This window comes from Bartonella sp. MM97QHHN (genome assembly GCF_042194285.1).
Lineage (GTDB): Bacteria > Pseudomonadota > Alphaproteobacteria > Rhizobiales > Rhizobiaceae > Bartonella.
This window is the reverse complement of record NZ_JBHIMS010000104.1, coordinates 59,347-85,985: the sequence shown is the minus strand read 5'-3', so window position 1 is coordinate 85,985 and position 26,639 is coordinate 59,347. Positions and strand designations below refer to the sequence as shown.

At 34.6% G+C, this 26,639-nt stretch carries 23 protein-coding genes, 1 tRNA gene and 2 pseudogenes; 18 read left to right on the top strand and 8 right to left on the bottom strand.

The features are described 5' to 3' along the window. Positions 1-89: 89 nt before the first annotated feature. The 4 genes from ACFIJW_RS08955 (at position 90) to ACFIJW_RS08940 (ending at position 3,027) form a co-directional block, all read left to right on the top strand. Positions 90-665, top strand: coding sequence for a cold-shock protein (locus ACFIJW_RS08955; RefSeq protein ID WP_375634118.1), 576 nt, complete (start codon positions 90-92; stop codon positions 663-665). Positions 666-913: 248 nt separating this feature from the next. After that, positions 914-1,426 (top strand): DUF192 domain-containing protein, encoded by a 513-nt coding sequence (locus ACFIJW_RS08950; protein ID WP_375634116.1) that lies wholly within the window; start codon positions 914-916, stop codon positions 1,424-1,426. After that, entirely contained in the window at positions 1,423-2,196 is a 774-nt protein-coding gene (locus ACFIJW_RS08945; RefSeq protein ID WP_375634114.1) for an alpha/beta fold hydrolase, read from the top strand. Before ACFIJW_RS08950 ends, ACFIJW_RS08945 begins: the two co-directional genes overlap by 4 nt. A 618-nt stretch (positions 2,197-2,814) precedes the next feature. After that, a complete protein-coding gene (locus ACFIJW_RS08940) occupies positions 2,815-3,027 on the top strand; it encodes a DUF3126 family protein (protein ID WP_375621268.1) in 213 nt (70 codons plus the stop codon). Positions 3,028-3,071: 44 nt separating this feature from the next. Here the strand turns inward: ACFIJW_RS08940 and radC are convergent, their stop codons facing one another. From radC to sfsA, 3 genes are read right to left on the bottom strand one after another with little or no spacing between them, the layout of a single operon-like run. Beyond that, complete coding sequence (radC, locus tag ACFIJW_RS08935) at positions 3,072-3,866, bottom strand: DNA repair protein RadC (protein WP_375613419.1); 795 nt, start codon at positions 3,864-3,866, stop codon at positions 3,072-3,074. Between the two features lie 17 nt (positions 3,867-3,883). Further along, positions 3,884-4,714, bottom strand: coding sequence for a type I methionyl aminopeptidase (gene map / locus ACFIJW_RS08930; protein ID WP_375634112.1), 831 nt, complete (start codon positions 4,712-4,714; stop codon positions 3,884-3,886). Then, the gene (sfsA, locus tag ACFIJW_RS08925) at positions 4,707-5,423 is read right to left on the bottom strand and encodes a DNA/RNA nuclease SfsA (RefSeq protein WP_375634110.1); all 717 of its coding nucleotides are present in this window, start codon (positions 5,421-5,423) and stop codon (positions 4,707-4,709) included. Before sfsA ends, map begins: the two co-directional genes overlap by 8 nt. A 303-nt stretch (positions 5,424-5,726) precedes the next feature. Here sfsA and ACFIJW_RS08920 point away from each other — a divergent pair. From ACFIJW_RS08920 to ttcA, 4 genes and pseudogenes are all read left to right on the top strand, one after another. Beyond that, a pseudogene (locus ACFIJW_RS08920) lies at positions 5,727-6,564 on the top strand (RNA methyltransferase). Then, the gene (gene murI, locus ACFIJW_RS08915; protein WP_375634108.1) at positions 6,557-7,384 is read left to right on the top strand and encodes a glutamate racemase; all 828 of its coding nucleotides are present in this window, start codon (positions 6,557-6,559) and stop codon (positions 7,382-7,384) included. Before ACFIJW_RS08920 ends, murI begins: the two are co-directional and overlap by 8 nt. 170 nt (positions 7,385-7,554) lie before the next feature. After that, the gene (gene rpsD, locus ACFIJW_RS08910) at positions 7,555-8,172 is read left to right on the top strand and encodes a 30S ribosomal protein S4 (protein WP_273722651.1); all 618 of its coding nucleotides are present in this window, start codon (positions 7,555-7,557) and stop codon (positions 8,170-8,172) included. A gap of 268 nt (positions 8,173-8,440) precedes the next feature. Continuing rightward, complete coding sequence (gene ttcA / locus ACFIJW_RS08905; RefSeq protein ID WP_375634106.1) at positions 8,441-9,316, top strand: tRNA 2-thiocytidine(32) synthetase TtcA; 876 nt, start codon at positions 8,441-8,443, stop codon at positions 9,314-9,316. A 538-nt stretch (positions 9,317-9,854) separates the two neighbouring features. Here ttcA and rimO read toward each other — a convergent pair. Then, positions 9,855-11,168 carry a 30S ribosomal protein S12 methylthiotransferase RimO gene (rimO, locus tag ACFIJW_RS08900; protein ID WP_375634104.1) on the bottom strand — a complete coding sequence of 438 codons (1,314 nt, stop codon included), beginning with the start codon at positions 11,166-11,168 and terminating at the stop codon, positions 9,855-9,857. Positions 11,169-11,629: 461 nt separating this feature from the next. After that, positions 11,630-12,334: a transcriptional repressor LexA gene (gene lexA / locus ACFIJW_RS08895; RefSeq protein ID WP_375634102.1), complete on the bottom strand. Its 705-nt coding sequence runs from the start codon at positions 12,332-12,334 to the stop codon at positions 11,630-11,632. A gap of 1,201 nt (positions 12,335-13,535) precedes the next feature. Here lexA and ACFIJW_RS08890 point away from each other — a divergent pair. The 9 genes and pseudogenes from ACFIJW_RS08890 (at position 13,536) to ACFIJW_RS08850 (ending at position 22,676) form a co-directional block, all read left to right on the top strand. Continuing rightward, positions 13,536-13,611: transfer RNA gene (locus ACFIJW_RS08890), tRNA-Lys, on the top strand. A gap of 535 nt (positions 13,612-14,146) precedes the next feature. Then, complete coding sequence (locus ACFIJW_RS08885; protein ID WP_375634100.1) at positions 14,147-15,046, top strand: septal ring lytic transglycosylase RlpA family protein; 900 nt, start codon at positions 14,147-14,149, stop codon at positions 15,044-15,046. Positions 15,047-16,136: 1,090 nt separating this feature from the next. Further along, entirely contained in the window at positions 16,137-17,300 is a 1,164-nt protein-coding gene (locus ACFIJW_RS08880) for a D-alanyl-D-alanine carboxypeptidase family protein (RefSeq protein WP_375634161.1), read from the top strand. 28 nt (positions 17,301-17,328) lie between these two features. Next, on the top strand, positions 17,329-17,973 hold the full coding sequence (gene tmk / locus ACFIJW_RS08875) for a dTMP kinase (protein WP_375634099.1): 645 nt from the start codon (positions 17,329-17,331) through the stop codon (positions 17,971-17,973). After that, positions 17,970-19,013: a DNA polymerase III subunit delta' gene (locus ACFIJW_RS08870; protein ID WP_375634097.1), complete on the top strand. Its 1,044-nt coding sequence runs from the start codon at positions 17,970-17,972 to the stop codon at positions 19,011-19,013. The genes tmk and ACFIJW_RS08870 overlap by 4 nt, the downstream gene beginning before the upstream one ends. Positions 19,014-19,089: 76 nt before the next feature. After that, the gene (gene metG / locus ACFIJW_RS08865) at positions 19,090-20,649 is read left to right on the top strand and encodes a methionine--tRNA ligase (protein WP_375634096.1); all 1,560 of its coding nucleotides are present in this window, start codon (positions 19,090-19,092) and stop codon (positions 20,647-20,649) included. Next, the gene (locus ACFIJW_RS08860) at positions 20,639-21,412 is read left to right on the top strand and encodes a TatD family hydrolase (protein WP_375634094.1); all 774 of its coding nucleotides are present in this window, start codon (positions 20,639-20,641) and stop codon (positions 21,410-21,412) included. Before metG ends, ACFIJW_RS08860 begins: the two co-directional genes overlap by 11 nt. A gap of 10 nt (positions 21,413-21,422) precedes the next feature. After that, positions 21,423-22,232, top strand: a complete 810-nt coding sequence (locus ACFIJW_RS08855) for an MBL fold metallo-hydrolase (protein WP_375634092.1) — start codon at positions 21,423-21,425, stop codon at positions 22,230-22,232. A 108-nt stretch (positions 22,233-22,340) separates the two neighbouring features. Beyond that, positions 22,341-22,676: pseudogene (locus ACFIJW_RS08850) on the top strand (hypothetical protein). Positions 22,677-22,909: 233 nt separating this feature from the next. On the opposite strand, the gene ACFIJW_RS08845 reads toward ACFIJW_RS08850, so the two are convergent. From ACFIJW_RS08845 to pcsA, 3 genes are read right to left on the bottom strand one after another with little or no spacing between them, the layout of a single operon-like run. Further along, positions 22,910-23,323, bottom strand: a complete 414-nt coding sequence (locus ACFIJW_RS08845; RefSeq protein WP_375634091.1) for a DUF6163 family protein — start codon at positions 23,321-23,323, stop codon at positions 22,910-22,912. Further along, the gene (locus ACFIJW_RS08840; RefSeq protein WP_375634089.1) at positions 23,320-24,366 is read right to left on the bottom strand and encodes an enoyl-CoA hydratase/isomerase family protein; all 1,047 of its coding nucleotides are present in this window, start codon (positions 24,364-24,366) and stop codon (positions 23,320-23,322) included. The genes ACFIJW_RS08845 and ACFIJW_RS08840 overlap by 4 nt, the downstream gene beginning before the upstream one ends. Before the next feature lie 21 nt (positions 24,367-24,387). After that, positions 24,388-25,206: a phosphatidylcholine synthase gene (pcsA, locus tag ACFIJW_RS08835; RefSeq protein WP_375634087.1), complete on the bottom strand. Its 819-nt coding sequence runs from the start codon at positions 25,204-25,206 to the stop codon at positions 24,388-24,390. Positions 25,207-25,391: 185 nt separating this feature from the next. On the opposite strand from pcsA, the gene ACFIJW_RS08830 reads away from it, so the two are divergent. Further along, complete coding sequence (locus ACFIJW_RS08830; RefSeq protein ID WP_375634086.1) at positions 25,392-26,618, top strand: UbiH/UbiF family hydroxylase; 1,227 nt, start codon at positions 25,392-25,394, stop codon at positions 26,616-26,618. Positions 26,619-26,639: the final 21 nt, after the last annotated feature.

The following is a 26,639-nucleotide window of genomic DNA, read 5'->3' as shown; positions in this document are numbered from 1 at the left end:
TGGGGCTTGCGTGTTGATACAAGAGCAATGTTTACTTAAACTTAGAGAATCAATATCGTACAATTTATAAGCTACAGGATCACGTTATTATGACGAGTAAGGATGCATTAAAGGGTTGTTCCCCATCTGAGGATAGTATAGGTGCTTGTGGGGAGATTATCGAAATCAGTGGTGTCATTAAGTGGTTTGATGGTAGTAAGGGGTATGGATTTATTGTACCTGATTTACCTCATTTTCCCGATATATTATTGCATGTTACGGTAATGCGAAGGGATGGTTTTCAAACAGCTTTAGAGGGAGCTAAAGTCATTTGTGCTGTGGAAAAAACTGAACGAGGGTTAAAGTGTGTTCAGGTGAAATCCATAGATTGTTCTTCAGCAATTCATCCATCAGAAGTTCCTGCCCGTACCCATGTTGTTGTTACTCCAGAAAGTGGACTAGAACGAGCAATTGTTAAATGGTTTAATCGTGACAAAGGATACGGTTTTCTTAGCCGTGGGCAAGGAACAGAAGATATTTTTATTCATATGGAAACATTGCGCCGTTTTGGTTTAGCAGAGCTTCGTTCTGGCCAAGTTGTTCTTGTACGTTTTGGTAAAGGAGAAAAAGGTTTAATGACAGCAGAGATTTATCCGGACATAGGCATTCCTTTAGCTACGCATTGAATTTCACGAGTGAAATCAGTATGTTTTCTATATTTTTAAAGATTGTTGTTCCGTAAATTGCTATAGAGGTAGATTTTTAAAGAAAATATGGCTCTCGTGAATCCATAAACCAAATGAAGAAAATTTCGCATATTACGTTGAAAGAAACTAGAAAATAACAAGGAAGCAATCCTCTTTTTTTGACTTTTAAACTCTGGTACCTTTTATTTAGAAACAAAATTTAAAATTTTTCTGTGGTGGAGACAAGAATGTTAAAGCCTTTTAAAAAGGGGCATATTGTTTTATTGGTGATGCTTTTTATGTTAGATATGCGTGTTGTTGTAGCAAAGGAGCCCATAGAGATTCCTGTGCATCCAATTCCTTTAGAAATACATACAAAGCAAGGTTCGGTTTTTTATAAGGTAGAGATTGCTTTTACGCCATCTCAAGCAGCAGCTGGTTTAATGTATCGAACTGATTTTCCACGCGATCGTGCAATGCTCTTTAAGCAGCTAAAAAGTTCTCGATCGGGAGATGAGCAGAAAATTTTTATGTGGATGGCAAATACGCCTTTACCTTTAGATATGATTTTCTTAAACTCTGAGGGAATTATTGTATCGATTATTGAAAATACTTCTCCACTTTCAACAAATACCATTTCATCAGAAGTTCCTGCAGCTTTTGCACTTGAAATTAACGCTGGTGAAGTTTCTAAAAAAAAGATACAAAAAGGACAACGTGTTATTCATCCTGTACTTTGTGGAAAGTGCAATAAAAAATGACCGCTGAAGATATTCGTTTTTTTGAATATAATGGTTTGCGATTTGCTTATCGAGAAGAAGGGCAGGGCGCGCCTATTTTGTTGATCCATGGTTTTGGATCTTCTGCACGGGTGAATTGGTATGCAACGGGTTGGTTTCGTATTCTCACTGAAGCAGGATATCGTGTTATTGCTCTTGATAATCGCGGTCACGGAGATTCAGTTAAAAGTTATGATCCTGTCTTTTATACACCTCAAGCTATGGCTGGCGACGCAGTAAAGTTACTGCAGCATTTAGAGTTATCTAAAGCCCATGTTATGGGATATTCTATGGGGGCTCGTATTAGTGCTTTCATGGCTCTTTTGCATCCAACATATGTACACAGTGTTATTTTTGGTGGTTTAGGTATTGGTATGGTGACGGGAGCAGGAAATTGGGAGCCTGTTGCTGAGGCCCTTTTAACAGAAGATATTTCCACTATTACCAATACGCGCGGTTTAATGTTCCGTAAATTTGCAGATCAAACGAAAAGCGATAGGCGTGCTCTTGCTGCTTGTATCATTACATCAAAACAGGAGTTAACGGTGTCTGAAGTTTACAAAATCAAACAACCAGCACTTGTTGCCGTTGGTTCATTAGATGAAATTGGCGGTGATGCAGAGCCATTGGCAGCCTTGTTGCCTTGTGGTAAAGCTTTATCAATTCCTGATCGAGATCATATGTTTGCTGTAGGCGATAAAGTTTATAAAAAAGGCGTTATCGATTTTCTTTCTCGTTATCCTATAAAATAAGAACTCTTCATAGCTTTTAGAATTTACAGAAATACCCAATATTTTTATTTCGTATAAATTGAAAAAAGCTTATTAAAAAATCTTTCTGTTGTGACATAAGTTTTTATAAAAAATGAAAAGAAAAATAAACTCTTATTAGCTTATTTTGTATATTTTCCAGAGACGTAATTCTTCTAAGATTAGATAATTATAATTTAAAGGTTATTAAAAAGAATTATTTTCGAATGATGTAATAAATATTTTTTGCTAAAAAATGTAGTTTTAAATAAAAAAATATTTTTATTTGTATTTTTTATAAAATAAACAAAATTATAAATTATTGATCAATTTATTTTTACGAATATGCGTTTTAAATACAGATGCTAAAATTGGAGATAAAGTAAAATTATTAAAAATATACAGTTTTTTTTGCCATTTTTTAATCTATACGGGTATATTTAATAATGATAGACTCCTTTTGTAAACGTTCTTTATGAATGCATAAAGAACGTTGTGAATATATGTAATATTAAGTAAATATTCAGATTATGCTTTTTTACTGACGTTACAGAATCATAAGAGTGTCTTATTTGCACGACACGCAATTATTTTAATCGTTTCAAAAAACAGGAGAGCATAGTGAATGCTGATGAAATAAAAAAACTTGATAATTATTTTAAAAATATATTCCAAAACTCAGCATTGCAAGTCAGAGCACGGCCTAAAAAGAGTGATTCTTGTGAGGTTTATATGGGAGATGAGTTTTTAGGCATTATCTATCGAGATGAAGATGAAGATGAGCTCTCCTATAATTTCTCAATGGCTATATTAGATATTGATTTAGAAAATTGATTCGTTATTCATAGTTGAATGAAGTCTTTTTTATCCCATAAGATTTATATAAGTTTTAACGCTTTAAAACTCGTATGGTTATTTCGTGCAATAATAAGATGGTCATGGATAATAATTCCTAATGCATTTGCTGCATCTTTTAATCTATATGTCATTGTTATATCTGCATTAGAGGGGGTGGAATCGCCAGAAGGGTGATTGTGGACTAAGATAAGTCCTGATGCGGATAACTCTAAAGCTCGAGAAATAACTTCACGAGGATAAACAGGGGTATGATCAATGGTTCCAGTTTGTTGTACCTCATCAGCAAGTAAGCCGTTTTTCTTATCAAGAAACAAAATACGAAATTGTTCACGTGTTTCGTGAGCCATAACAGCTTTACAATACGCTAACACTTTATCCCATGATGAAAAAATATCGCGCTTAAACAATTGCGCACGAGCAAGACGTCCAGCAACATCTGAAATAATTTTTAAATCAACTGCAGTGGCGGGACCACATCCTGGAATTTCTTGAAGTCGGTGAATATCCGCTCCCAACACATCAGCTAATGAACCAAAACGTGCTATCAAATTTTTAGCTATGGGTTTTGTGTTTGCACGGGGTATTGTGCGAAAAAGCAATAATTCAAGATATTCATAATCTTCAATTGCATTTCCTTTTGACTTTAAATAGCGCTTCCGAAGACGTTCACGATGGCCTTGATAATGTTTATGAAGCTGTGCGTTTTTCTGAGGCTCTTCACTTTTTCTTTCTGATACTGGGGTGAGTGGAGAACTCGATGTTAATGCAAAGTGATTACTTTGAGTATCTTCCTTTTGATTTAATTTTTTAGCCATAACATCTCTACATTGCGTTAGGTATGCGAATTTGGAATATAAAAAATATTTTTAGGAGATTGTGTAAATATTTCATACCCTTCATTTGTAACACCAATTGTATGTTCATATTGTGCTGTCAGAGAGCGGTCACGGGTAACAGCAGTCCAACCGTCAGATAAAATCTTAACTTGTGGTTTACCAAGGTTAATCATAGGCTCAATTGTAAACATCATACCTTGTTTTAATTCAACTCCTTCTCCAGGGGTTCCATAATGGAGGATATTGGGAGCATCATGAAAAAGCTGGCCGATACCATGTCCGCAAAAATCTCTCACAATTGAACAGCGTTCAGATTCAGCATACTGTTGAATGGCTGCCCCAATATCACCTGTCGTTGCTCCAGGCTTAACGACAGCGATTCCTTGCATAAGACTTTCATAGGTTATTTTTAGCAAGCGTTCTGCTGCACGCCTAATTTTTCCAACAGGATACATTCGGCTTGAATCCCCATGCCAACCATCAAGGATAAAGGTTACATCAACATTTACAATATCACCTTCTTGCAAAGGTCTTTTATTGGGAATGCCATGGCAGACAACGTGATTGATAGATGTACAGCATGAATGGCTGTATCCATGATAATTTAGATCAGCAGGAAGTGCTCCTCGCTTAGCTCCAAAAATAAATACAAAATCATCTATTTCTTGCGTAGTAACGCCCGGCTTAATAATATCTGTAAGCGCATCAAGGCATTCTGCAGCAATACGACCAACTTCACGCATTTTAGCAAAAGCATAATCATCGAAAATGCGGATTTTTCCATTAAATTTTAAAGGGATTTTATTATATTCGATATACTCAGTCATTGTTTCTTCTATTTTCTATTTTTACTCTCTGAATCGGAAAAATGCCTTCTACACTTACATGACACTTTACAGCATAACATTCTACTCCTGATTTTAATGCTAAATCAAACTTACGTCCATAGAGTGGATCAAGATCATGACAAATTGTAAAAGCTGAGCAATCTTCTCGTTGAATAATATAAAGCATAGCAGCTCGTTTTCCTTGTTGTACAACTCCTACGAGCTCATCAAGGTGACGTGCACCACGTTTTGTTTCGCTATCAGGAAATTCTGCTAATCCTTTCTGACGAATAAAATGAACATTTTTGACTTCTAGGTAACAATCAGGAAGAATGTCATCACGTAAAAGAAAGTCAATTCGTGATTGTGTCCCATAGCGTTGTTCTTTTAAAATTGTTTTATATCCACTTAATTCTGGTAGTAATCCGTTTTGAATTGCTTCTAACGCAAGTTTATTGGGTAAAGAAGTATTAATGCCAACCAAAGTATTATCGGCTTCAATAATTTCTAATTGATAGGCATATTTTCGTTTGATGTTGTTATGATAAGAAAGCCAAATATTGGTGTTGAAAGCTGTTAATTCAAGCATTGATCCTGTATTAGGTACAGACACGGTGAGGACATGCTGATCATCTTGTTGAACATCCGCAAGAAAACGTTTATAACGACGGATAAGCTTTGTAGGAAAAAGTTTGGGAATAAAGTGCATATCCCTTTTTTAGGATTTATGATTTCATAATTCAACTGAGATTATGATTTACAGGGGCTGTTCCCTATTAAAAAAAGATAAAATTGATGTAAAAAACGCTACGATATCTTATATAAATTGTTATAAATTCCATCGTTCACTTTAATGGCTTTTAAAATTTATTATTAGGTTTAGAAACTATTATCTTTGAATGAAAAGATAGATTATCTATAATTTATTATTAAACAGCATTAGAGTATTGTGAAAAAGGTTTCGTAAAAACAGTGGAGAGGGAGATAGTTTAAGTGAAACTAGGTAAAATTGATGGCAGGAACGAATAGGAATCGTGAAAATTTAACAAATGGTCCCATTATTATTTTAGTTGAACCGCAGCTTCCTGAAAACATTGGTATGGTCGCAAGGGCAATGGCAAATTTTGGGCTTTCTAAGCTTCGATTAGTCAAACCTCGAGAAATGTTTCCAAATGAAAAAGCTAGAGCTGCTGCAAGTAAAGCTGATCATGTCATTAACAATGCTGTAATTTTTAACACATTGCGTGATTCAATTGCAGATTTACACTATGTTTTTGCCACAACAGCACGTGAAAGATGTGGATTTAAAACTGTAAAAAGTGCTGTCGAAGCAGCAAGCGTATTACGTCAGCGTGAAAGTATCGGACATAAGACCGGGATTGTCTTTGGAAGAGAGAGATGGGGACTAGAAAATGATGAAATCAGCCTTGTTGATGAAATTATTACTTTTCCAGTTAATCCTGCTTTTGCGTCACTTAATATTGCGCAAGCGGTTCTTTTAATGTCTTACGAATGGATGAAAACTGGTTTAGAGAATGTCAGCGATACGGCATTTCGTGCAGCAGAGATGGAACCTGCAAATAAAACAATATTCCATGGTTTTTTATCTCAGTTAGAAGAGGCTTTGAATATCCGTGGGTATTTTAGACCACCAGAACGTAAAGAAGTAATGCTTGCAAATTTGCGCTCTGTTTTTACGCGCGCTAACTTTAGTGAACCTGAGGTTCGTTTATTGCGAGGCATTATATCTTCTTTGGATCATTTTTCGCCACAATATCCACGGGGGAGTAGAGCACCGGAAGAGCGTGATCGTAAAAAAATTAAAAATAAGTGTGAAAACTAATGGATGAACGACCTGTTCTTTTTTTTGATAGCGGTATTGGTGGTTTAACAGTGTTCAGGGAAGCGCGTGTTCTTATCCCTGACATGCAATTTATCTATGTTGCTGATGATGCAGGATTTCCTTATGGAAATTGGAAAGAAAATATTTTGAAAGAGCGTATTTTGAAGATTTTTACAAATCTTTTAACACGTTACAATCCAGCTTTATGTGTGATTGCTTGCAACACTGTTTCTACACTGATGATAGCAGATTTACGACAGAATTTTCCTCATATCCCTTTTGTAGGAACGGTTCCTGCAATTAAATCAGCTGCTGAACAAACAAAATCTGGTTTTATTTCCGTATTAGCGACTCCTGGAACAGTTAAACGTGCTTATACAAATGAATTAATTAACTCTTTTGCTAGACAGTGTCATGTTCAGCTTGTGGGAAGTAAAAAGCTGGCTGGACTTGCTGAAGATTATTTACGGGGAAAATCTATCGATTCAGAAGAGTTAAGAAAAGAAATCCTGCCATGTTTTGTGGAAAAAAATGGACAATATACGGATGTTATTGTTTTAGCCTGCACACATTATCCTTTTTTGATTAATTTCTTTCGTGAACATGCTTTATGGTCCGTTGAGTGGATTGATCCGGCGAAAGCGATCGCCAAACATATCAGATCTTTATTACCATTGTCGGGAAAGATACACCATCAATATATAAAGAAATATCAAGATTTTGCGTTGTTGACATCGAAAAATATCACTTCTTTAATGGAGAATTTGTTTAAAGGATTTGGCTTAAAACTCATGAAAGGAGTTGACTTTGGGTTACGAGACCAATAATGATGATCTAGCTATTTTTTCAAGAAAATAGCATTAATTGACGTGTCCCGTGGATAACTTTGCATATTGATATGTTAAGGTATTCTGTCAGTCTTTAGTATTTAAAGGCAGAGGAGGGCGCGTTTCCTTGGGGTCTTAAGATCTCGTGTTTTATTTTATAAGGAAATGCGATGAGTAAACGCGAAACAACAAAGTATAAAATTGACCGTCGTATGGGAGAAAATATTTGGGGGCGTCCAAAATCTCCTGTCAATCGTCGTGATTATGGTCCAGGTCAGCATGGACAGCGTCGTAAAGGAAAACTTTCTGACTATGGGGTTCAGTTGCGCGCTAAACAGAAATTGAAAGGGTTTTATGGAGATATTTCAGAAAAACAATTTCATAAAACCTATGAAGAGGCAGCTCGTCGACGGGGCGATACTGGCGAAAATCTTATCGGTCTGTTAGAATCACGTTTGGATGCTGTTGTTTATCGTGCAAAATTCGTACCTACGATTTTTGCTTCTCGCCAATTTATCAATCACGGTCATGTTAATGTCAATGGGCGGCGCACAAACATTCAATCTTATCGTTGTAAACCAGGTGATGTTATTGAGGTTCGGGAAAAATCGAAACAACTTGTTTTAGTGTTAGAATCAGTGCAATTGGCAGAACGTGATGTCCCTGATTATATTGAAGCAGATCATAAACAGATGAAAGCAACCTTTACACGTATTCCTGCTTTTGCAGATGTTCCTTATGCTGTGCAAATGGAACCTAATTTGGTTGTTGAATTTTATTCTCGATAATTTTTCTGTAAGAGAAATTATTTCTCTCTTCTATTATGATAACTTCAAAATATTGTGTTATTCTTACAATATTTGAAGTTAATAAGTTCTTTTTGTAAATGGTTCTATATTAAGTTTATTGCTATGTTTTTATAGTCATAAATTTGTATAGTTCCATTTCTTTTTTATGTATCTAATTTATAAATTCAAAAAACATAAATGTAAGCTTGCTTTAATATTTGTTTTTATCTTTGCAAAACGAGCCGTTTATTGTTCAGGATATGGTATTATGAATGATGTTTCAGTTGAATATCAGGCAATAGAAGAAAACAAAGGGAGAGATGATCCTTTAATAAGCGAAGCAGATAATTGTCATCCAATGTTTCGTGTTGCTCCTTCAAGCGTAGAATTTAATAAATTGCGCAAACGACTTTTACGTCATATGCGACAAGCTTTGGATGATTTTTCTATGCTCTCTACAGGGAAAAAATGGCTTGTTGCTTTATCGGGTGGAAAAGACTCTTATGGTTTATTAGCGCTTCTTTTAGACTTAAAGTGGCGAGGTCTTTTATCCGTTGAAATTCTTGCCTGTAATCTTGATCAAGGGCAACCAGGATTTCCTAAGCATATTCTTCCAGATTTTTTAAGTTCTTATAAAATTCCATATCGTATTGAATATCAGGATACTTATTCCATTGTTACAGATAAATTGGCAGAGTCGCAGACATATTGTTCACTTTGTTCTCGATTACGACGTGGTAATCTCTATCGTATTGCACGTGAAGAGGGATGTTCTGCATTAGTTTTAGGTCATCATCGTGATGATGTTTTAGAAACATTTTTTATGAATTTGTTTCATGGTGGTCGATTAGCTGCTATGCCTGGAAAACTTAAAAATGATGAAGGAGATCTTTTTGTGTTACGTCCTCTTGTTTATGCTGCTGAGGAAGATATGGAAAAATTTTCTCAAGAAATGCAATTTCCAATTATTCCTTGTAATCTTTGCGGTAGTCAAGATGGATTACAACGTAATGCAATGAAAGAAATGCTGAAAAATATAGAAAGACAAATGCCAGGACGTAAAGATACGATGATTCGCGCTTTAACAAATGTACGCCCAAGTCATTTGCTTGATAAGAAATTCTTTGATTTTAAAACGTGTTAATAAAAATTAGATATTAAAAAAATAAGTTCAAAGAATTTACGATAAGATACTTATTTATAATGATAATTTATTGTTTTTTAATTTAAATACCGTCAGATTGTTTTGTTTCAAATTCTCTTATATTGCATCTATAAAAAACATCTGCCTGCATATCACAAAGGAAATTCTTGTGTGCATAAAACACTCTTGAAAAAAGTTTCCTTTCACTAACCAATGACTGTCGTAATATGAAAAATGGGAAAATAGTACGGTTGTCGATTTGCTCTTTTGTTAATTAAAAATGGTGAACCTTGTGGATTTTATTCTTTTGCGCCGCTGTCACCGCCATTTAAAGCTCATTTAAGGCATTAAATTAAGAGAATATATAACTGCTTTGTATTTTGGGAGTGTATAGCAAACATTCAGAGCAAGGATTGCTCGTAAATTCTCATGAAGTGAGCTATATAAGTGATCAAGTTCGATTGTGAGTAGCTGATCTTTTTATAAACCGATGCTAATAGAAATCTTCATCATTGAGGACAGGGAAGGAGTTAAATTTTTAAACTGCTATACCATAAAGGTCATAGGCATCCGATTGTTCGATTTTAACGGTGACAAATTCACCAACACGCAGTGGGCGTCGTGATGATATATGGACAACACCATCTATTTCTGGAGCATCGTACTGACTACGTCCTTTGGCAACTTTTCCTTGACTTTCATCGATAAGCACTCGGAGTCTTTTTCCAATTTTTTTCTTTAAAAGATGTGTAGAAATTTGTTGTTGTCTTGCCATAAAACGATGCCAGCGGTTTTCTTTCACCTCTTCAGGAATATTTTCTAATCCCAAATCATTTGCGGCAACTCCTTTTACTTCTTCATATTTAAAGCACCCCGCGCGTTCAATTTTTGCTTCTTCTAGCCATTCTAGAAGTATATTAAAATCTTCATTCGTTTCACCAGGAAAACCAACGATAAATGTTGATCGCAAAGTAAGATCTGGACATATTTTCCGCCATTTTTCAATTCTACGATTTGTTTTTTCCATAAGTGCGGGACGCTTCATGTGATGCAAAACAGTCGGTGATGCATGCTGAAAAGGTATATCCAGATAAGGAAGAATTTTTTTTGCAGCCATAAGTTCGATAACTTCATCAACATGGGGATAAGGATAAACGTAATGCATACGTATCCAAATACCCATATCGCCTAGTTCACGACAAAGATCAAAGAATTTCGTTTTGATTGTACGATCTTTCCAAGAATTTTCGAGATATTTAAGATCAATACCATAAGCACTCGTATCTTGTGAAATAACCAAAAGTTCTTTTACACCCGCTTGCACGAGTTTTTCAGCTTCACGAAGAACATCGCTGATGGGACGTGAAGTGAGATCACCACGCAAAGTAGGGATGATACAAAAACTACACCGATTAGAGCATCCTTCAGAAATCTTTAAGTAGGCGTAATGGCGAGGTGTTAAACGAATACCTTGGGGAGGAACTAAATCAAGAAAAGGATCATGAACAGGAGGAATTGCTATATGAACAGCTTCTATAACGCTTTCATAAGCTTGCGGTTTTGTAATAGCCAATACATTAGGATATGTTTGGCGAATAGCATCAGGATCAGCACCAAGACACCCTGTTACAATAACTTTTCCATTTTTTTTAAGAGCTTCATCAATATTGGCTAATGATTCTCTCCTTGCCGAGTCAAGAAAACCACAGGTATTCACAATAACGACATCAGCTCCTTGATGTTGACGTGAAATATCATACCCTTCAGAGCGAAGGCGTGTAATAATTCGCTCAGAATCTACGAGTGCTTTTGGGCATCCGAGGGAGACAAAACTAATACGAGGTGCTACCATAATGATCCTACAATTACTATGAATGATTGAGTTACGCTTTTATTAACTTAAAAATAATGTTCTTTATTTTTATACCTATGCAATACAATCTGTTACAAAGTTATTTGATTTTTTTCTACAAAATTTTATATGTTTTTATGCATGCATACAATTTTGTCTTATTATATCGTAAAATTCCGTCATTGAGGATGATGATATAAGGCTGCTTCCTTCAAAGCATTTAAGTTCTTTTCAAAGTACGTGGTGAATATTTTAAAACTTACTTGTCAAGCCTTGCGTAAGAGAAGGACATGGAGGGGAAGGGGAAAGTGAAACCCGCTCGATAAGGATCTGGATTGTTTATAAACCTAATTGGGGGCATCCTTTGGCTGTGGAGAAGAAGTCAATTGCGTGTGGCACAATAAAAAAATGCTCAACAGTTTCTTACTGCGATATCTATCGCGTACTATAAGGTTTATTTTTTAATATTTTCGAATAAGACCGGTAAGTTTGCCTTGTATTTCTACACGCTCGGATTCGTATGTCCGTACTTCATAATGAGGATTTGCAGCTTCTAATGCAATAGAAGCTCCTTTGCGTCGATAACGTTTTAATGTGGCTTCTTTTTTATCAATAAACGCAACAATAATTTCACCTGTTATTGCTGTATTTTGACGTTTCACAATGATCGTATCTTTATCAAGGATACCAGCCTCCATCATAGAATCATCTTTAACTTCTAATGCGTAGTGCTCACCTGTATTAACCATATCGAGTGGAAGAGAAAGGCTGTTTATTTGTTGCAGTATAGCAGAGGCGGGTACGCTTGCAGAAATACGTCCCATAATAGGAATGGTGATATTTTTTTTTTCTTCTTCATCAAAGGGACTCAAACTTTTTGATATTTCTCTTTTCTTTCTTTCTATCATACTGGGAGAAATTTTACGTGCTAAAGAAAGGTTAAATGTTATTTTTTCAGGGAGTCGAATCACCTCCACAGCACGAGCACGATTGGGCAAGCGACGTATAAAACCTCGTTGTTCTAAGGCTATAATGAGCTTATGAATACCAGACTTTGAAGAAAGTTCTAATGCATTTTTCATTTCTTCAAAAGAAGGAGGAACACCAGTTTCTTTTATATGGTTATGAATAAACAAGAGTAGCTCATATTGTTTACATGTTAACATTCAATATTCCAATCAAAATAATAAAAATTAGTAAAGTAAAAATACATTTATATATAGCACTTTTACAATTTTTATCGCCAAATCAAAATTATTTTCTTTGTTTTTGATCTTATCAATTTAATAAATTAATATTTTTATTTATAGATATATTTAAATTGTTATTTATATACTGTATATATACATTAATATTAAATAATGTATAAATATACTTTATAGTTCTGACTGAATTATCCAATACTAAATTTTGTGACTAGTATTATCCTTTTCTTCTAAAAATATATCTACGTATTTTGTAAATTTTAATATAAAAAAGTTAACTAGAAGGCATTCTATATATTCAGAACACTTAAAATCATTTTGCATACTGCATATTATTTCTGCTTTTTTATTCTTAGTAAAATTATCTACAGCTCTAATAGTGAGCATAATTTATAGTCATTCGGGATATTTTCAATGAGACTAAATTTTGCTTCATATCTACTTTATTCTATAGGATAAATTGGCTTTCGTTATTATTCATTATACATGAACAAAAATCATACTCTCAAAGCTATTGTTGCTCATTGTTCCATTTTCAAGTCTAACGTGTCAACCGCTATATACTATTTTCATGACCCCTAATGTTGCGATAATTTTTGGTTATTAAAAGGAGGCATAAAAGGTATTTTCATTTCTTTTTTATAGTTTTATTCTCTCACTTATATCGGTCAAGAAAATGCTTTTTATTGTTTCAATATAAAAAAGATTTGAAATGAGAAAAACTTACATTATTTGAGACTTTTCACTCAAGTGAAAAATGATAAATTATTATAAATCAATATATTATCTTATAAAGCTGTATTCATATTTGAAAATTGAACACTAAGATATAAAAATAATATTATAATAAAAGGTATTTTTTCTTCTCTACCCATTATGCTCAACAACCCATGTGAGGGGAAGGGGGTATTTCTCATAATTTTAACGCTTTGAATCTATGCAATATTTTGCAGTGAAATTTTTCCTTTATTGAAACTTCAAAAAGAAGATTAAAGAGTACTTATACAATGATGAAGTAAAGGGGCGAAAACGGAAAATTATTGATAACTGAAGAAAATAATAATATTTTTTTTCAAAAGGTGTTGACCAAATGGAAAGTCAACCGTATGTTCCCTTCACTTTCTGCAAACTAGATAGTATGCAAACTAGATAGCTTGTGTGAGAGCGCGTAGCTCAGCTGGTAGAGCAACTGACTTTTAATCAGTAGGTCCAGGGTTCGAATCCCTGCGCGCTCACCAAATTTAAGTAATATCAATAGGCTATAAAAAATTTAAGAATCTTTTTTTGATTCTTTTTGAAGTTTTTATTGATTCTATTTTTATCAGCTGTTTTGGAATAGAGCGATGTTATGCTGTCTCCTTTCCAACAAAAAAGAGCTTTAAGCTTATGGATAGGGTTGTACCTGCGTTGGCAGCACATGTGGTTTCTAATTTTCTCAATCCATAGGTGTTTTTTTTAATATCCACTGCATTACATGATTCGCAAAACAGTTGCTAAAATCACCACTTATTCACACTTATATTATGAAATGAATTTTCTATAAGATGTTGATTTGTTTAACTTTTAATCTTTTTAATATCTACTAGACTACATTTATTTCGTATGAAAACCATAAAAAGATTAACAATACGTTAATTCCTTGGTAAAAGGGGCCAATTCAAGAGTGGTATATACGCGAGGGGAATCATTTAAAAACGTAAATTCTTCCGTTGCGTACAAAAGCGTGACGTGGTTTTTACAGTAGTACTTAACAGAAATAAGTGGACTGAATAGATGCCTTCAAATAGAAAAAAGAAAATTACTTTTATGATTAAACCAACACTTCAATTGTTTTCTATGATTGTCATTTCTCAGTCACTGGTATCTTGTTGCGCAAGCCAAACTATGAATTTTTCAATAAAAGATTCCTATCATAATAAACCAATTAACGTAAACACTTCTGTACTACCTCAACAAGTATCCAATAAGAAGAATCAATCAGAAGAAAAAAAGCGTGGACGAGTGATTGTTGGTAAACCTTATCAAATAAAAGGAAAGTGGTATTATCCTCAAAGTGATCCAACTTATAAACGTGTTGGCGAAGCATCTTGGTATGGTTCAGATTTTCATGGACGTTTAACTGCCAATGGTGAAATTTATGACATGAATCTTTTGACTGCTGCTCATCCTACAATGCCTTTACCTAGCTATGCTCGTGTTACTAATTTAAAAAATGGATCTTCAATCGTTGTTAGAGTGAATGATCGCGGACCTTTTATGAAAGACAGAATCATTGATTTATCAAGGCAAGCTGCGACAATACTGGGGTATGTAGATAGGGGGGTCGCAGATGTTAAAGTAGAATATATTGCTGAAGCACCTGTTGGCTATTATGATGCTGCATATTTAATGTCCTCTTATACTCCTGGAAATGCTGCCCCATATTCATTAGCGTCGGAAAATGTTGCGAAAAAAAGAGAAACTGTTTTGTTAAAAGAGCAGCGCAATACAGGGAACAAAAAAGAATTAGCTAAAGCAGCTGCTGTTGAACAAGAACAACGTAATAAAACTGTTGCAGTTAAATTGCCAGAAATTGGTCCTATCATGGTTGATAAGCCGATACCATTCGATCAAGTTGCTTCTATAAATAAGCTAAACAAAAAAACAAAGGTTAATTGGCTACAACTATTTTAAGAAAAAATGCATTGATTTTTTATCTATATAATTTTTTAGTAAAAAAGGTAAGAAATTACGGATTTAGTGTAGGATTTTTATCTTAAAGCGCGTTGTCCTTTTCAAAAAGCGTGGTTGGGTTCTATCATTATAAGTTTAGTACGGACTTTCCACTCCATTGCTGGCCTATTCGTCGTTTTATGATATTGCTTGCTTAATAAAGCGTGTACTTTTCTTGCTGTAATAGCTTTTGCTGGACGAAGGTAGATTATTGTATAAGTCTGTTTTTGTAATCTCTAAAACAACTTGTACAATCGATTTGAGAGGAATAAAAAGCTTAACAAGTAAAAAAATATTTTCTTTTGATTCGTCCTTGTATCTTTCTAAAGTATCTACGGTAATATCTTATGAAAAGATTATGCATTATCTCATGCTTTTGTTTATCATGTTCTTTAATGGAGTAAGTTCCCTCACGAAAAACAGAGCGTCTCAAACAAAATACACTTACATTGCCAATTCATGGACTTATTTAAAAGAGACATACTTTAACACGCTACAAGCCTATTTTACGACAGCGCCTGTGAATGGTATAACTGTTAACGCCTTTAGATATCAGCATCTTTACACTTATGAAGATATAAATCGACACCATCATACACTTTGCAAGTCCCCAATGTTTTGTGCGATAATTCTTAACACTTGAGAGGTTGATAAGAAGTATTTTTACTCTCTTTTTTAATAATTTTTATCCATATACGAACCCTACTTATGACCCGTAAGTAAGCGATTTTTAATGAATTAAATATGAGAAGAGGGGATGAGAGAATCTTACAGTATCTTTGAGTTAGCTTCAATTTTAAAATGATAATTTATCATAACAAATCAAAATACTATCAATAAAAATATGAAAAAATCTTTTGTCTCTCATACATTTAAAATGTTAAACTGAACCTATATAGAAGATAAAAAACGTGTCATATTATTTTTTCTAAAGCTAAATGAAAATAAAATCTTTTTATGAGTTGTAAATAATTCCTCAATTTTCAGAAATCAAAAAGTTTTTTCCTATATAAGATTCTTTATGTTGATCTTTGGGATGGGAGGAGCAGCTATGTATACAGCATTAAGGATCTTATTGATATTATGGGGAGTATTGGCATTTGATACGTGGGGGAGAGCACAAGATTTTCAAACTCCCGCATACCAATTGTTATTACTCGATGATGATACAGAGACAGTACTCTATGAAAAACAAAGTGCTATTCCTTTTTTTCCTGCTTCATTAGTAAAATTGATGACAGCAGAAGTTGTATTTCATCAATTAAAAAAAGGATTATTAAAAAGTACGCAGAAATTTAAGGTCAGTGAAAATGCTTGGCGCAAGGGTGGAGCACCTTCTGGTACAACCACTATGTTTGCAAAGATAAAAACAGAAATCAGTGTTTCTGATCTGTTGCGTGGTTTAATTATTGTCAATGGAAATGATGCTGCTATTATTCTTGCTGAAGGAATATCAGGACATGAAGATCATTTTGTAAAACTGATGAATCAGCGCGCAAAAATGATTGGATTATCTCAGAGTCATTTTGTTAATGCAACAGGGCTACCCGAAGAGGGACAATTTGTAACTGTGCGTGATATGATTATATTAGCACGTCATATTGTTCAGGAATATCCGGATTATTATGCACTTTATTGTGAGTCTCATTTTACATGGAATAATATTTTTCAACGTAACAAAAACCCTCTTATTTCTAAGGAAATTGGTGTAGAAGGATTTGGTTTTGGTTACAGTGAAAAAGAAGGTTTTTCAATGGTTGCCACTATTTCTAAAAATCATCGACGTCTTTTTTTAGCAATCAATGGTTTGCAAGATGGTAAAAAATATACAAAAGAAATAGAACGCATTCTTCAATGGGGAATGACGGCTTTTGATCTCAAAACGATTTTCAGAAAAGGAGAAATAGTTGGTCGTGCTGCTGTTTATGGTGGTAAGAAAAATTTTGTTCCACTCATTGTTAAAACACCAATAAGTTTTATGCTTTCGAATGAAAAAAAAGTAAATGTTAAAGCAAAAATTAAATATCATGGTCCATTGAAAGCTCCCATCGTTTCTGGGCAATCAGTTGGCGTTATTCAAATTTTAGAAGATAAAAAGGTTCTTCTGGAAAAACCAGTTTTTGCCGGAATGAATGTTTGGGAAGGAAGTTTCTTTGCAAAAGTAAAAAGTGCATTCTATGAAATAACAATTGGATGGTTACGGAAATATTTATAGTTACGCGCTAATAAGGTTAAGATCATACGTGTCAGGTTATTTTATTACATTCGAAGGAGGGGACGGGGTAGGGAAAACGGTGCAGATTTCTTTACTTGCTGAGTCTCTCTCTCACCAAGGTTATGATGTTGTCACAACACGAGAACCAGGAGGAACGCCAGGAGCAGAAGCAATCCGGCATATTTTGTTGTCGGGGCAGGCGCGACAGTATGGACCGTTGATTGAAGCTGTTTTGTTTACAGCTGCACGTGTCGACCATGTTACTGAGGTTATCGCACCTTCTTTGCAAAAAGGTAAAATCGTTTTATGTGACCGCTTTATTGATTCTACACGCGTTTATCAAGGACTCAATAATAGAGTCAGTTCTTCTTTTCTTTCTGTTTTAGAGTGTATTGCGCTCAATGGTATTTTGCCTCATTTAACATTTTTATTAGATATGCCAGCAATGTGTGGTATGAAGCGTGCAAATTTGCGAAGAAAAAAAACAGAAGAAATTGATTATTTTGAAAAAGATCAGTTGGAAATTCAAGAACAAAGGCGTCAGGCTTTTCTTCAATTGGCCAAACAAGAACCCCATAGATTTCGAGTCATTGATGCCACTGGCTCAGTAGAAGCTATTGCTCATCAAATAAAAAATATTTGTCATCAGGTATTGTTGGATCAGCTTTCATGAGTAATTTAAATACCTTACGCCAATATGATGATATTGATACAATTTTATCACCATCCCAGAACAATGTTATCTTTGGTCATGAGGATGTGCGTCATTTTTTGACACAAATGCTTAAAGAAGAGCGTTTGCATCATGCATTATTATTTGAAGGAGAATATGGGATTGGAAAGGCTACATTAGCCTTTCATCTTGCTTGGAACATTTTAAGTTTTCAACAGAGTGCTTTCTTGAAACCCGATCCTTATTCTACCCCATGGCGCCAAATTACACAAGGAAGTCACCCTGGTCTTTTGTATATTTCACGTCGATTTGATGTGAAAACGCAAAAGTTTAAAACAGGAATACTCGTTGATGATATCCGTGATATTATGCATTTTTTAAGCCGAACATCACAAGATAATGGATGGCGTATTGTTATTATTGATTCTGCAGATGATATGAATAGAAATGCAGCGAATGCAATTCTCAAAATACTTGAAGAACCACCTACAAAAACGTTATTTGTTATTATCGCACATTCTTCAGGAAAATTGCTTCCAACAATCCATTCACGGTGTCAAAAAATTTCTTTTCGTCCGTTGAATAACGATGAAATGAAAAAAGTTATTATACATATTTTCGCCGATCAGGATTTACCTGATGAAAAAACAATTGAAATGATTATTAAAAAATCTAAAGGAAGCCCTCGAAAAGCCGCTTTACTTATTTGCCATGGCGGTCTTGAAATTATTAAAACAATTGATGCTCTCCTAGAGAAACCTGTTTGTAACGCAACAATTGTACATACTCTTGCACAAACATTTTCATCTACTTCTTCTACATTCCAATTTCAACAATTTTGTGATGAAATTCTTAATAAAATTCAAAAAAAAGCTATCATGCTCGTTGAAAAGGGAGACTTATTTCTCTCAAAAAAATATGCGGAAAAATGGCAGGAGATTCATCAAGAAATAGAGGAAATACAACTGTTTAATCTCGATAAAAAGCAGTTTGTTATTAACTTACTTTTTAAAGTTCATAAGATCATTCATGAGAATTAGTTTTTCCGTGACAATGCGATGAACAAGCGTTATGTCATTATATCTTCTATTTATAGCGTTTTACAACGAGTATGACATGCGTGACACATATTACATAACAACTCCCATTTTTTATCCTAATGGTGCTCCACATATTGGACATGCTTATAGTGCCATTGCAAGCGATGTTTTAGCCCGCTTTCAACGGTTAAACGGAAAAAATGTATTTTTTCTTTCTGGTACAGATGAGCATGGTCTCAAGATGCAACAAACAGCAGCTGCATTAGGCATGACACCTCAGCAACTTGCAGATCGTAATAGTGCGGTGTTTCAAAAAATGCTTGCAGTATTAAATTGTTCTAACGATGATTTTATCCGTACGACAGAAGAACGCCATTATCAAGCTTGTCAAGAAATTTGGAAAAAGATGGAAGCAAATGGCGATATTTATCTCGGTCGTTATACGGGGTGGTATTCGGTTCGCCAAGAAGCCTATTATGAAGAAAAAGATACGGAAATTGGAGCAGACAACATCCGTCGTGAGAAAGAATTAGGCTCTCCAGTTGAATGGAATGAAGAAGAAAGTTATTTTTTTAGACTTTCTCATTATGAAAAGGCTCTTCTTGAATATTATGAAAAACATCCTGATTTTATTGCTCCATTTGAGCGGCGTAATGAAATTATAAGTTTTATCAAATCAGGTTTAAAAGATATCTCTATTTCACGCGCAAGTTTTAACTGGGGAATTGCTGTTCCTGAGAATCCAAAGCACGTGATGTATGTCTGGGTTGATGCGCTTACAAATTATCTATCAGCAATAGGTTTTTTCAATGAAAATTCAAAAAAACGTGATTTTTGGCCTGCAAATACGCATATTATTGGTAAGGATATTATTCGTTTTCATGCAGTCTATTGGCCGGCATTTTTAATGTCTGCTGGAATTGAATTGCCTAAAAATATTTTTGCACATGGTTTTTTACTTAATCGTGGTGCAAAAATGTCAAAATCTATTGGAAATGTCGTTGATCCTTTTGAAATGGTTGATCATTATGGTCTTGATCAGGTCCGTTATTTCCTTCTCCGTGAAGTGCCATTCGGACAAGATGGTAGTTATAGTCATGAAAGCCTTGTGAACCGTATTAATGCTGATCTTGCTAACGATCTTGGTAATTTAGCACAGCGCTGTTTGTCTATGATTGCCAAAAATTGTAATGCACAAGTCCCGAAACCAGCTTCATTTTTAGCTCAAGATAAACAGCTTTTAGAACAATCTCTTCAAGTACTTGAAACTGTACACCAAACTATGTGTTCTTATAGTATGCATTTAGCACTTTCAGCTATTTTTTCAATTGTAGCAGATGCCAATCGTTATTTTGCCAACGAACAACCTTGGAGTTTACGTAAAAATGATCGAGAGCGATTTTCTACAGTTCTTTATATAACTGTAGAAATCTTGCGGAGAATAGGAATTATGCTTTTGCCTTTCATCCCCCAATCAGCTGCGAAACTTCTTGATAGCCTTGCGGTTGCTGAAGATGATCGGTTATTGTATCATATAAGTCATTCAAAAATTCAAGAAGGGCTTAATCTTCCACCACCAGAACCAATTTTTCCTCGTTATATCTTGAAGAAAGAAGACACTCATCATGTTGATTGATACACATTGTCATCTTGATTTTGAAGACTTTTCACAAGATTTGGATAATGTTATCCAACGGGCTTTAGATGCTGACGTTAAACGTATGATAACAATTTCAACCCATGTTCATAAGTTAGATAAACTGTTAGCCATTGCGCAAAGCTATGATCAAGTCTTTTGTTCCGTTGGAACACACCCCAATCACGCGCATGAAGAACAAAATATTACAGCGGAAAAGCTTATACAGCTCTCGAATCACCCTAAAATTGTTGCGTTTGGGGAAGGGGGCCTTGATTATCATTATGATTACTCTACACCAGAAGAGCAAAAGAAAGTTTTTCAAGAACATATCATTGCTTCTCGAGAAACACAGATTCCTCTTGTTATACATTCACGCAATGCCGATATCGATATGGAGAAAATATTACGTGAACAGATAAAAGAAGGAGCTTTTCCCTTTATCCTTCATTGTTATTCGTCTGGAATGCAACTTGCTCGTGCTGGAATTGAACTTGGTGGTTATATTTCTTTTTCGGGTATTCTTACTTTTAAAAACGCACTTGAAATCCGTGAAATAGCAAAAATTGTGTCCCATGAGCATTTGTTAGTGGAAACAGATGCTCCATTCTTAGCACCTAATCCCCATCGGGGCAAAACAAATGAACCATCTTTTGTATGTTATACAGCAGCTGTTTTGGCTGAAACAATTGGCTTAAGCATTGAAGAAATAGCTCAAATAACAACGCGTAATGCTTTTCGTTTATTTAGCAAAATGAAATAAGGCAAAAGATATGTGTGATCAATACCGATTTACAATATTAGGTTGTGGTCCTTCTCCAGGAGTGCCAAGACCTAATGGTGATTGGGGAACATGTGATCCGAATAACCCTAAAAATAAACGCTACAGAAGTTCTTTATTAGTTGAACGTATTAAACCTTCTGGAGACAAAACAACGATCGTTATTGATACAGGTCCAGATTTTCGCTCACAAATGATCGATGCGCGTGTAAGCCATCTTGATGCTGCTCTTTACACGCATTCTCATGCAGACCATATCCACGGTATTGATGATTTACGCAGCTATGCACTTGCACAAAAACGTTTAATAGATATCTATGCCGACAGATTTACACTAGAGCATCTCAAAAGTGCTTTTGGATATTGTTTTCAAACTCTAAAAGATTCATCTTATTCTCCCATTTTAAAAGAACATCTTATCAATGAAGATAGCCAATTTATTATTCAGGGGCAGGGCGGAGAAATAAGTGTCAATACACATTTACAACACCACGGAAACATTCATTCCTTAGGTTTTCGGATTGGGAATGTTGCCTATTGTACGGATGTTAGTAAATTTCCTGAAAAAACTTTATCCAAATTAATGGATTTAGATGTTCTCATCATTGAAGCTCTTCAATTTAAATCCCATCCGAGTCATTTTTCTGTTGATCAAGCATTACAGTGGATAGAATATTTAAAGCCAAAACAAGCAATACTCACACATATGGACAGATCGCTGGATTACAATAAGGTAATAAATTACGTTCCATCCTATGTAAAACCTGCATATCAAGGTCTTACTTTTGAAACAGATGCGTAAGCTTATTATGCGCAATATTTTAAGTTAAATAAAACACTTTTAAATTTATCCTTTATTTTATTTCATTTTTGACATATTTAGTGTTTTTATGTCAAAAATGAGGCTTTTATGTATAAGAATTTTAAGCGGGGTGTATGTATTGTGGTTTTAGCGGTTTCCTTGACAGCATGTGGGGGGCGTTTAGAAAAAAAATATTGCAACGACAACATTACATGACGGATCAATGAATTGTGCCGATATTCAACGGGAGTTTTTTGCTAATAAACGTCAGATTAATGATACAATTACAGAGCGTTCTAAAGCAAGAAATAAAAACGTGGCTTTAGCAGCGGTAAGTGTTGTATTTGTACCTGCTTTGTTTTTAATGAAATTTCGGCTTTAAATAATCGTAATGCTGTTTTAAGTGATCTTGCACGTATGAAGCGTTGTAAAATAGTACAGTAATTTTTCTTAATTTTTGGTCTTTAAGGTATATACCTTAAAGACCAAATTTTATTTTATATGATGATGTTTTAAAGTAGGGTTTTCTTTATCATATTATCGCATAATATATATTATGGAACTTTATGGGGAAGTATAGCTAGTATCAGCGTTTTGAGGAACGAAGCTTTAAAATGAGCTACTTAAGTTAACTAAGATCGAAAATCGAGCCTGTTATTCTGGCTCGAAAATTTTAATCACAATGTTTTTTTATTTTTTACTCTTTTAAAAAAAATAATCACAATTTGTAGTACTATAAAAGCTAAAAACAATATTCCATGAAATAATGGTACAAATGGCTGATAAATAAAATCGGAATAATATATTGTTATTGCTTCAATCAACGCTGCAATACACCACACAATGATACCCCATAGTGAATACATCCAAAGTCCAACTAAGGCAATAGGATAGAGAATAGCCAATATAGCTGATGTAAATTGCCACTGCCAAGGCATAAGATCAAAACGCCATAGAATACCTGGAAAAACACCAACAAGGCGTATCCAATAACAAATACCTAGAACTAAGCAAATAAGTGCCAAAAACCGTAAGTAACAGTTATAGATTAAATTGATTTTTGAAATCTGTTTGTGAGAATTATTTTTCACAATAATAACTCTTGTTCAACAGGTTGGAAGTAAGAATCTACCATTTCATCTGTCACATTTGAAAGTTTATCTGGTTGCCATTGAGGTCTTTTATCCTTATCGATTAACATAGCACGTATACCTTCATAAAAATCATGTGAATGAAGCATATGATACGCTATGCGGTTTTCAATTTTCATACAATCTTCCAACGTTTGAGATGAATTTTGTTTCATTTGTTTCCAGATAACTTTTAAACTTGTCGGAGAACGTGACTGCAAAATATCATAACATTCTTTAGCAAATAAAACATCTTCATTGCTTTTTTTATGTAGCAACTCAAGACATTCTTCTAAGGTATGGGCACTAAAACAAGTGTTAATAATACAACGTATTTCATGACTTGTTTCATAGTCTTTTGTAATTGCTCGCTCGTTTAAAGCTAAAGTAGGATCTCCTTGCTCAATAACAGCTTTTCTAATCATATCGAATTCAGTTTCAGCAACGGCGTGTGTTGCTAATCCTAAATTTAAGCAATCTCCCCACTTTATACATGCGCCCGTTAATGCAAGATAGATACCAAAATGATTGGGAAGAGATGGTAAGAAAAAACTTGCACCTACATCTGGAAAAAATCCAATCGCACCTTCTGGCATAGCAAAAACTGTATTTTCTGTAACAATTCGATGCGAGCCATAGAGAGAAATACCTACCCCACCTCCCATCCAAATACCGTTTAAGAAAGAAATGTAGGGCTTTGAAAAATGTTTGATATAAGCATTTAAACTATATTCATTCCTAAAGTATTGACAAGAAGCAGTACTTTTCCCCATATGATAGATTTCTACAACATCTCCACCAGCACAAAAAGCACGCCCCTCCCCTTCAATTAAGACACAAAAAACATTATCATCTATTTCCCATGTTCTGAGAGCTTTTTTTAAAGCTGAAATCATTCGTTGATTAAGAGCGTTTAATGCTGAAGGACGTGTGAGCTTTATAATACCAGCACGCCCTTCTTTCGTAAAAGAAATATCATCATCTGCTCCAAAATTAATTTGCATCTCACACCCTTCTTAAAACAATTATTTCATTGTTTTTTTTATACTTTTTTCCCCAAGTTTAGGAAATGTTTGCATGATTGCGCCAATACAATATATATAAATTCCTGTTACCGAAATTCCTATTTTAACCCAATAGGGAGCCTCTAGTTGATAAAAGAAGGCAGAAACACCAAAAAAACACCATAAGAGAAAAATGGGAAAATTAATTCTACGTAAACGAAGGACTCTTACTGGATGAATAAAATAAATTGGCAAAAAAGATATAATCGCCGATAAAACAATAATGATAAAAGTAATCCACTCTCCTGGTCTGACGACAAAAAGCGTAAAAATCATCATATTCCAAACAACAGGAAATCCTTTAAAAAAGTTTTCTTTGGTTTTCATACTAGTATCTGCATAATAAATAGCAGATGAAATAACAATAATTGCACTCAATGAAAATGATAACCCTACCCCCATGAAACCACTTTGATAGAGTGCAAAGGCAGGAATTAGGACATAAGTCACGTAATCAATAATATTATCTAACAGCTCTCCAGACCATGTTGGAAGAACGTATTTAACATCAAGTTTGCGTGCAATTGGTCCATCTATACCATCAACGAGAAGAGCAAGCCCAAGCCAACAGAACATAGCTGTCCATTCTTTTTGAGAGGCTGATATAAGAGAAAGAAACGCTAAAAATGATCCCGAAGCTGTTAGTAAATGAACGGAAAAGGCCTTTGCTTGTGGCATTGTTACTTTTTTATGGCGTAATAATTTAGCATTTGTTTTGATTTTCTTTGTTAATTTACGTTTCAAGGTTTTCTTATCCTCGTTTTTAAAGTCTTCAACCATCTATCAATACGCCATTTTTTAACGATGATATAACTCAGCATTTAAAAAAATCATAAAAAGGTTACTTTTTTATATCGCATTATTTATTACATACTATAATAATAGAAGAGCTTCATATAATAAAAAGAGAGAGATCATTTGGAAATGTTAAAATATTTTCTCAATGAATAAAGGTTCAAATCGTTGTGATATTTGAAAAGGAAGAGCATAAAGATATTGCTGTTATTGGTGCAGGTCCTGTCGGAATGTTAGCCGCGCTGAGTCTTGCACAGAAGGGGCTTTCTGTTTTTCTTGTTGGGCCCCCTGCTCATACAGATGAGTTACGGACAACGGCTCTTATGATGCCTGCAATACGCATGCTTCAAAAACTCAATATTTGGGATAATCTTCAAAAACATGCAGCTGCTTTATCGTCCATGAGAATTATAGATATAACTTCTAGAATTGTGCATGCTCCTACGGTGCATTTTTCTTCTACTGAAATTGGCGAAAAAGCTTTTGGCTATAATATACCTAATGTAAAATTGAACAGTGCTTTAGTCGACGCTGTAACACATACGCCCAATATTACAAGATTTGTTTCTGCAGCCAAATCTGTTCATCACACAAAAAAACATGTATGCATTACTCTTGCTGATCATGGAATTATTCAAGCACCACTTGTTGTTGCAGCTGATGGACGTCACTCTCTTACACGTGCCGCAGCAGGGATAAGTGTCAAACAGTGGAATTATCCACAAAAAGCACTTGTTCTCAACTTTTCTCATGAGTTTTCTCATCAAAATACATCAACTGAATTTCATACAGAACACGGTCCATTTACACAGGTTCCACTACCAGGACGAAGATCTAGTCTTGTATGGGTTGTTCATCCTTCCCGCGCTGAGGAATTATTAAATATAGAACCAAAAACAATTGCAAAAATGATCGAAAACCAAATGCAATCAATGCTTGGAAAGCTAAGCTTAGAAACATCAATTCAAGCATGGCCGCTTTTCGGACTTCTTTCTCATCATTTTGCTGCTAATCGAACAATTTTAGTGGGTGAAGCCGCTCATGTTTTTCCCCCTATTGGGGCACAGGGATTGAATTTAGGATTCCGTGATGTCCAAACTTTAATTGATATTTTACCCAATAAAATATCCAATTCTAACTCTGAAATGATTGTTGCACATTATAACAAATGCCGCAAACCAGATATATTAATCCGAAGTGGAGCTGTTCATACACTGAACTCTGCTCTACTTTCTCATATGTTGCCTGTTCATATCATACGAAGCATTGGGCTTGGTTTGTTGCATAGTTTCCCACCATTACGTAATTTATTTATGCGCGAAGGAATGTATCCCGGTTATGGATTCAAGGAAATTATGCAAATATTTCCAACAAAATCATCAAAACAGCTCTACTAAGCAATAATGAATAATAACGTA

Coding starts and splice junctions, on each gene's coding strand:
- lexA (WP_375634102.1), bottom strand. CDS start 12,334: ATGTTAACATGTAAACAATATGAGCTACTCTTGTTTATTCATAACCAT.
- ACFIJW_RS08860 (WP_375634094.1), top strand. CDS start 20,639: ATGTTGATTGATACACATTGTCATCTTGATTTTGAAGACTTTTCACAA.
- murI (WP_375634108.1), top strand. CDS start 6,557: ATGGATGAACGACCTGTTCTTTTTTTTGATAGCGGTATTGGTGGTTTA.
- map (WP_375634112.1), bottom strand. CDS start 4,714: ATGACTGAGTATATCGAATATAATAAAATCCCTTTAAAATTTAATGGA.
- sfsA (WP_375634110.1), bottom strand. CDS start 5,423: ATGCACTTTATTCCCAAACTTTTTCCTACAAAGCTTATCCGTCGTTAT.
- rpsD (WP_273722651.1), top strand. CDS start 7,555: ATGAGTAAACGCGAAACAACAAAGTATAAAATTGACCGTCGTATGGGA.
- radC (WP_375613419.1), bottom strand. CDS start 3,866: ATGGCTAAAAAATTAAATCAAAAGGAAGATACTCAAAGTAATCACTTT.
- pcsA (WP_375634087.1), bottom strand. CDS start 25,206: ATGGTTGAAGACTTTAAAAACGAGGATAAGAAAACCTTGAAACGTAAA.
- ACFIJW_RS08955 (WP_375634118.1), top strand. CDS start 90: ATGACGAGTAAGGATGCATTAAAGGGTTGTTCCCCATCTGAGGATAGT.
- ACFIJW_RS08950 (WP_375634116.1), top strand. CDS start 914: ATGTTAAAGCCTTTTAAAAAGGGGCATATTGTTTTATTGGTGATGCTT.
- ACFIJW_RS08885 (WP_375634100.1), top strand. CDS start 14,147: ATGCCTTCAAATAGAAAAAAGAAAATTACTTTTATGATTAAACCAACA.
- rimO (WP_375634104.1), bottom strand. CDS start 11,168: ATGGTAGCACCTCGTATTAGTTTTGTCTCCCTCGGATGCCCAAAAGCA.
- ACFIJW_RS08870 (WP_375634097.1), top strand. CDS start 17,970: ATGAGTAATTTAAATACCTTACGCCAATATGATGATATTGATACAATT.
- ACFIJW_RS08945 (WP_375634114.1), top strand. CDS start 1,423: ATGACCGCTGAAGATATTCGTTTTTTTGAATATAATGGTTTGCGATTT.
- ACFIJW_RS08855 (WP_375634092.1), top strand. CDS start 21,423: ATGTGTGATCAATACCGATTTACAATATTAGGTTGTGGTCCTTCTCCA.
- ACFIJW_RS08840 (WP_375634089.1), bottom strand. CDS start 24,366: ATGCAAATTAATTTTGGAGCAGATGATGATATTTCTTTTACGAAAGAA.
- ttcA (WP_375634106.1), top strand. CDS start 8,441: ATGAATGATGTTTCAGTTGAATATCAGGCAATAGAAGAAAACAAAGGG.
- ACFIJW_RS08880 (WP_375634161.1), top strand. CDS start 16,137: ATGTATACAGCATTAAGGATCTTATTGATATTATGGGGAGTATTGGCA.
- metG (WP_375634096.1), top strand. CDS start 19,090: ATGCGTGACACATATTACATAACAACTCCCATTTTTTATCCTAATGGT.